Raw genomic sequence first — 6,230 nt, forward strand, 5'->3', positions numbered from 1 at the left:
GACGAGCAACAGCTAAATGTCACGCTGAGTATCGAGTACGACACTCAGCGTGACATTTAGCACCGGGGCCCAACTCGTGGGTCCGGCGCGCATGGTCAAACCGGTGCCTGGTGTTGTCCGTCGCTGCCCGGGTGTTGTCCGTCTTTCCTCCGAGGCTTGCGCACGACGACCCCGCTGGCAGCCTCAGGCAGGTGCACCCCAGACAATCCCTCACCCCCGGTCTCGAAGCCCTCCTCCGTGCCCAGTCGGGCGTGATCACCACGCACCAGCTGATCGGCGGCGGCCTGACGGCCCCCGTGATCCGGCGGATGTCCACGGAGTGGGAGCAGCCGTCGCCGGGGATCCTCGTGACCACTCCACCGACGTGGCTGACCGCGGCCTGGGCAGGCCTGCTGCGCGGCGGACCGACGGCGACGCTGGGCGCCGAAGCGGCCGCGTACCTGCACAGGGTGGTCCGCGACGAGCCCTCGACCCTCGCGGTCTGGGCCCCCTCCCGGAGACGTGACTTCGCCGTCGGCCCGTGGGCGGTGGAGTTCCGACGGGGACGCCCCAAGTCCCTGGGCACCCCGCCTCGCACCACCGTCGAGCGATCGCTCATCGACCTCGCCGGGCGGGCGACGGAGGACGCGGCTGTCGCGGCGACCGCTCGGGCCCTCGCCCAGGGAAAGACCCTTCCTGAGCGCGTGCTCTCGGAGCTGCGGGCCCGCGAACGCACCCGCCACTCCGCGGTCCTCACGGAGCTGTGCACCCAGGCGGGGAAGGGAATCGAGAGCGCCCTGGAGTGGCGGTTCAGCCAGGAGGTTCTCGCGCGGCATAGGCTGCCGCCCGGCGAGCGGCAGGTTGTGGATGCGTCGACGCGGATGGACGTGCGGTACGAGGCCGAGCGCCTCGTGATCGAGCTCGACGGGGTGCGTGATCACACCGACTGGTCCAAGGACATGCTGCGCGACAACAGGCGACTCCTCGACGACGGCGCCCTGACTCTCCGCTACGGCTGGAATGCGGTAGTGGGACAGACCTGCGCCGTGGCTGCGCAGGTGGCGACGGCGCTGCGGTCGCGGGGACGCGACGGGATTGTCGGTCACTGCACACGATGTCCGAAGGACCCGGGCCTCACGACGGCGGCTCCTGCGCCCTGATTGTCACGCTGAGTATCGAGTACGACACTCAGCGTGACAATTAGCCGAGTGGACGGACCTGCTGCCGAGGCTGGACGGGTCAGGTCTGCGGGTCATTGTGGGAACCACGGTGTGGGCGGGCGGAGGGTGCGCCGGGCTACAAAAGAGCCTGTCCGGGGTCAGCCGATGTCGTGCACCGCTACCTGGAACCACGTCCGGTACTCGATCGGCGTGCCGTACATCGCCGTCGGGTCGAAGGTCAGCTCGTCGCCGCCGGAGAGGGCGAACTGGTGGGAGTACCAGCGCTGGAGCCCGTCGGGGATCGAGTCGTCGTCGTTGGCCTCCTTGACGAGGATCGATGCGAGCGCCTTCTCTCCCGTGATCCCGCGGATGGCCAGCGCGTCCAGGATCTCCCGCTCGTCGTCGGGCATCAGCGGGTCCGACGAGGGGTCGAGGATGCGCTGGATCCGGTACTTCACGAAGTCGTTGGCCGAAGCCGACGGGGGGTACGCGAAGACCGCCGCGGGATCCTTCGGCAGCTTGACCAGCAGCGGGTGGTTCGGCACGCGAGGGCCGTACTGCCGGTGGTGCCGGCCGATGATGTAGATCTTCACGCCTCGTTTGAGCAGCCCCGGGATGACGTCCTTCCCCACGGCCGGCGGCGGCCCCACCCGCTCCGGCTTGGGCGCCGTCTCCCCCTCGGCCGCGTTGCCGCCGTCGACCTTCTTCTTGGGCCGGTAGTCGTTCTGCACGCTGTTGAGGTTCTGCGGCTCGACGGCGACGATCGCCTTGAGGTGCTCCCCCAGCGCCGCCCCGACGTTCCACAGGTCGTAACCCGACTCGCTGAATCCGGAGTAGATGAGCTTGTCGCGGGTCAACAGGGTGTCGGCGCGGTGGAGGGTGAGGGTGGTGTTGGTCTGGATGAGGGCCAGGACGGCGTCGGTGGTGCGCCGCACGTGCCCGGTGACGGCCGCGCCGTACGAGCCGGACGCCGATGACGACGCCAGCCCGGTGCGCTGCGGCACCAGCAGGAACTGCGCCGGCCTCACATCTCCCCGCTGCTCGAACGCGCGCCCCAACATGCCGACCGGGGACCTCACCGTCCTCGACGCCTACTACGACTTCCGTCTGGCAGTCACCGGCAAGGGCAAGGGCAAGGGCAAGGGCAAGCGCTGACGCTCTGCTCGTAGCACTGGCACGAGGGGCCGGGTCCGCGTTGCGGGCCCGGCCCCTCCGTGCTGACCACCCTGGACCCGCCCGCTCCGGCACCCTTCAGCTCGGACCGCCGTGCCGCACCTCGAGATAGGCGAGGACGGCTCGCACTCGGCGGTGCTCCGAAGGGCCGCCCTCGCTGAGACCGAGCTTGGCGAGGATGCTGCCGACGTGGGACTCCACGGTGCGCTCGGCGAGGACGAGCCGAGCCGCGATGCCCGGGTTGGCCAGGCCCTCGGCCATGAGCGCGAGCACCTCGAGCTCGCGCGGCGTCAGCGCGGAAAGGGAGTCGCGGCCCCCCGCGAGCAGCCGCGCGACGACCTCGGGGTCGAGCGCCGACCCGCCGGCGGCGACCCGGGTCAGCGCGTCCACGAACTCGTCGACGTCGAGCACCCGGTCCTTGAGCAGGTATCCGAACCGGCCGGTCGCGACGAGCTCGACCGAGAGCCGGGTCTCGACGTGCTGGGACAGCAGGAGTACCCCCACCTCGGGGGTGCGCCGGCGCACCTCGGCCGCGACCTCGGCCCCGTCGTGCGCGTGGTTCGGGGGCATCCGAACGTCGAGCACCGCGACGTCGGGCCGGTGCTCGAGGATGGCGGCTAGCGCGCCCGGCGCGTCGGCGGCCGTGGCGACCACCTCGTGCCCGAGCTCGCCCAGCAGCGCCGACAACCCCTCGCGGAACAGGGCGGAGTCCTCGCCGATCACGATCCGCACGGGATGACCGCCTCGATCGCCGTGCCCTGTGCGAGTGGGCTGCTCACCGCGAGCGACCCGCCGTGGGCGTGCACGCGGTCCCGCAGCCGGGCCAGGCCCGACCCTGGCACGAGCCGCGCCCCGCCGGCCCCGTCGTCGCGCACCACGACCCGCAGCTCCTCGTCCTCGTGTCGCACGTCGATCGCGATCCGGGACGCGCCGGCGTGCTTGACGGCGTTCGCGACGCCCTCGCTGGCGACGTAGTACGCAGTGAGGCTGACGTGGTCGGGGATGCCGTTGGCCGAGTACGACACCTCGACGGGCAGTGCACTGGAGCGGGTGAGGTTGTCCAGCGCCGCCGGCAGCCCATCGTCGAGAGAGCTCGGCCGCAGGCCGTGGGCGATCGCGCGCAGTTCGCCCACCGCGTCCGCGATCTCGGTGACGGCGCTGTCGACGAGGGCGTCGAGGTCGACCGGCGCCCCCGAGGCGGCATGCCGCTGGGCCACCCGCAGACGCATGCCGAGGGAGACGAGCCGCTGCTGGGCGCCGTCGTGCAGGTCGGTCTCGAGCCGCCGCCGCTCCTCGTACCCCGCCTCCAGCAGTCGCTCCCGGGTCGCCTCGACCTCGACGAGCGCCTCGGCGAGCTCCTGCCGCAGCCGTACCTGATCGGCGAGCAGCCCACTGGCCGTGAGGATCTCACTCGGCACGACCGCACACCGCGGCCCGGGCACGACGACCCCGACATCGTGTCCACCAGAACGGATCGGCTGACCGCCCGCCTCCTCGACCGGGCGGCCCGCGACGTCGAGGTATGCGGTGGCACCGGGCCGCCGGTAGCCCACCCGCAGGCCGTCGTCCCGGAGCGCCTCGCGCAGCACCTCCTCGAGCCGCTCCGGCTCGTCGCGCCCGGCGCCCACCCGCTCGGCCAGCGCTGCGACGGCGTCCAGGCCCGCGGCCCGGCGCGGGTGCAGCCGCCGCCCGAGAACCCGGAGCAGGAACGAGCGGGCCGGCAGGAGGGCGAGCATCACCGCGACGGTCGCGACGACGGCGGCGGTGACCGAGTCCGCGCCGAGGGTGCGGCCGAGGACGGCGGACACCGTCGCATACCCGACGAGGACGCCGACGGTGAGGATCGAGTACACCCCGGCGAGCACGATCGCCCGGTCGACGTCATAGAGGTCGTGGCGCAGGATCGCGACGAACGTCGCCGCCGGCATCGCGACGTTGAACGCGACGAGACCGACGACGACCGGCTCGGGCCCGCCGGTGACGAGATAGCCGACCCAGCACAGCACGAGCGTCACGGGCAGCAGCCCCGCGGCGAGCAGCATCCACCGCAGCTGGGCGCGGGCCCGAGGGTCGGAGGCCGCGGCGTGCCGTCGCCAGAGTGAGACCCCCGCCCCGATGAGGACGGCGAGGAAGATCGGCAGCAGTCCGAGCGAGACGTAGCCGACGGCGTGGGTGCCGAGCGGCCGGGGCCAGTCATCGAGCGGCGGCATGAGGGGGCCGGGGATGACCGCGGTGAGCAGGTTGAAGAGCACCGGGATCACGAGCAGCGCGACTGCGCTCGCCCGCCCGAGCCGACCCCAGGGCCGGCCGTCGGGGAAGAGGACGACGACCATCGCATACGGCACGAACCACGCCATCCACACGCCCTGGGTGAGGACCCAGAGGAGCGGGCTCGCGGGCAGCGCGCTCGGCTCGGCGGCGAGGGCGTCCTGCCAGGTGCCGTGCGCGTTGATGAGGGCGATCCCCGTGCCGGCGGAGGTGAGCCAGGTGCCGACCCAGTTGCCCGGGTCGTGGCGGATCGCGAGGTAGCCGGCCGTCAGGGGCGCCGCGACGACGACCCACGACAGCGCGGTGATCGCGGCGTCGGCCCGGCCCCCGAGGTCCATCGTCGCCCAGATCGAGAGGACGAGCAGCACCGCTGTGGCGGCCCACAGGGCCACCGTCACGCGTTTGGGCCAGGGCACAGAGCACACGCTAGGGCCGCGGCGGCGGCCGTGTCATCCGTGCGGGCACGCAGACCGGCGTCGGTGGTCGCCCGGGCGACTAATTCGGTATGCGCCACGAGGCTTTCGCAGTCACGTATCGACAGGCTGGGACTCGGCTCGAGATCCGCTCGACGCCGGATCGACGCGTTCACAGTCATAGGAGACCGACATGTCCGAGACCCTCGCTCCCGCTCCCTCTCCCTCGTCCAGGGCGGCCGCTGTGTCACCCGATGCGCCGGCCGCGGTGCCCGTGTCGACGCGGCGGGATATGCGCCGGACCTGGCGCATCCTCGCCGCGGTCGTCATCCCGCTCGGGCCGCTTGCGGTGACCTTCATGCGGTGGGTGATGCCGTACTGGACCGATGAGTCGCCGGAGGCCGGGGTCGCCGCGATCGCCGACGACCTCGGCGGGATCGCCGCGCTCAACTGGCTCGCCCTGTTCGGGTACCCGTTCATGCTGCTCGGCGCGCTCGCGCTCGGCTTCGCCCTGCGTCGGCGGGTGCCCGTGCTGGCGACGCTCGGCTCAGGGGTGCTCTTCACCGCATACGCGCTCGGGGCCATGGTCGGCGCCAGCGACGTCGTCGCCGAGGCGATGCTGCGGGCCGGCTACGACGAGGCGAGCACCGTCGATGTGACGACTCTCGTCATGGACCACCCCACCGGTCTCGTCGGCATCCTCGCCTTCGTCCTCGGGCACCTGCTCGGGCTCGTCCTGCTCGGGATCGCTGTCATCCGATCCGGGCTCGTGCACTGGTGGGTCGGCGCCCTCATCATCGTGGCCCAGCCGGTGCACGTCATCTCCGCCGTCGTCGTCCCCAGCCGGGCACTCGACGTCATCGGCGGCTGGGGTGCGACGACGCTGGGCTTCGCGATCGTCGCGCTCGCCGTGCTGCGGATGAGCGACGACGAGTGGGACGCCCCGCCGTTGCCGCGCGAGGACGCGACGCCCTGAAGCAGGCCCCTCGCCCGCCCCGGCGGCTCAGGTCTCGCCGGCGTGGCGGGTGGGCAGACGTACCCGCACCAGGGTGCCCTCGGGTCCGGACTCGATGGTGATCTCGCCGGAGTGGCGTCCGACGACGATCCGGCGCGAGATGTCCAGCCCCAGCCCGGTCCCCTTCCCCACCTCCTTGGTCGTGAAGAACGGCTCGAAGGCGTGCGCGCTGACCTCCGTCGGCATCCCGTGGCCGGTGTCGCTGATCTCGACGACGACCCA

The 6,230-nt window shown here is 72.1% G+C and carries 6 protein-coding genes; 2 read left to right on the plus strand and 4 right to left on the minus strand.

Annotated features, from left to right (window positions below; translation table 11 throughout):
• Nucleotides 1-251: 251 nt before the first annotated feature.
• Nucleotides 252-1,139 (plus strand): putative endonuclease domain-containing protein, encoded by an 888-nt coding sequence (locus PKY62_RS11535; RefSeq protein ID WP_324537101.1) that lies wholly within the window; start codon nucleotides 252-254, stop codon nucleotides 1,137-1,139.
• Nucleotides 1,140-1,297: 158 nt separating this feature from the next.
• Here the strand turns inward: PKY62_RS11535 and PKY62_RS11540 are convergent, their stop codons facing one another.
• From PKY62_RS11540 to PKY62_RS11550, 3 genes are all read right to left on the minus strand, one after another.
• Nucleotides 1,298-2,200 carry a hypothetical protein gene (locus PKY62_RS11540; protein WP_324537103.1) on the minus strand — a complete coding sequence of 301 codons (903 nt, stop codon included), beginning with the start codon at nucleotides 2,198-2,200 and terminating at the stop codon, nucleotides 1,298-1,300.
• Between the two features lie 190 nt (nucleotides 2,201-2,390).
• Nucleotides 2,391-3,044, minus strand: a complete 654-nt coding sequence (locus PKY62_RS11545) for a response regulator (RefSeq protein WP_324537105.1) — start codon at nucleotides 3,042-3,044, stop codon at nucleotides 2,391-2,393.
• Nucleotides 3,032-4,996 carry a sensor histidine kinase gene (locus PKY62_RS11550; RefSeq protein WP_324537107.1) on the minus strand — a complete coding sequence of 655 codons (1,965 nt, stop codon included), beginning with the start codon at nucleotides 4,994-4,996 and terminating at the stop codon, nucleotides 3,032-3,034. The genes PKY62_RS11545 and PKY62_RS11550 overlap by 13 nt, the downstream gene beginning before the upstream one ends.
• Before the next feature lie 289 nt (nucleotides 4,997-5,285).
• Here PKY62_RS11550 and PKY62_RS11555 point away from each other — a divergent pair, with 289 nt between their 5' ends.
• A complete protein-coding gene (locus PKY62_RS11555; protein ID WP_324537109.1) occupies nucleotides 5,286-5,969 on the plus strand; it encodes a hypothetical protein in 684 nt (227 codons plus the stop codon).
• Nucleotides 5,970-5,996: 27 nt separating this feature from the next.
• Here PKY62_RS11555 and PKY62_RS11560 read toward each other — a convergent pair.
• On the minus strand, nucleotides 5,997-6,230 hold a 234-nt coding region (locus tag PKY62_RS11560; protein WP_324537111.1), incomplete at its 5' end, for a sensor histidine kinase.

Source organism: Actinotalea sp., from assembly GCF_035443605.1.
GTDB lineage: Bacteria > Actinomycetota > Actinomycetes > Actinomycetales > Cellulomonadaceae > Actinotalea.

Excerpts from the sequence above, each read along its gene's own strand:
- PKY62_RS11540 (WP_324537103.1), bottom strand. The coding sequence starts at position 2,200 with ATGTTGGGGCGCGCGTTCGAGCAGCGGGGAGATGTGAGGCCGGCGCAG.
- PKY62_RS11555 (WP_324537109.1), top strand. The coding sequence starts at position 5,286 with ATGCGCCGGACCTGGCGCATCCTCGCCGCGGTCGTCATCCCGCTCGGG.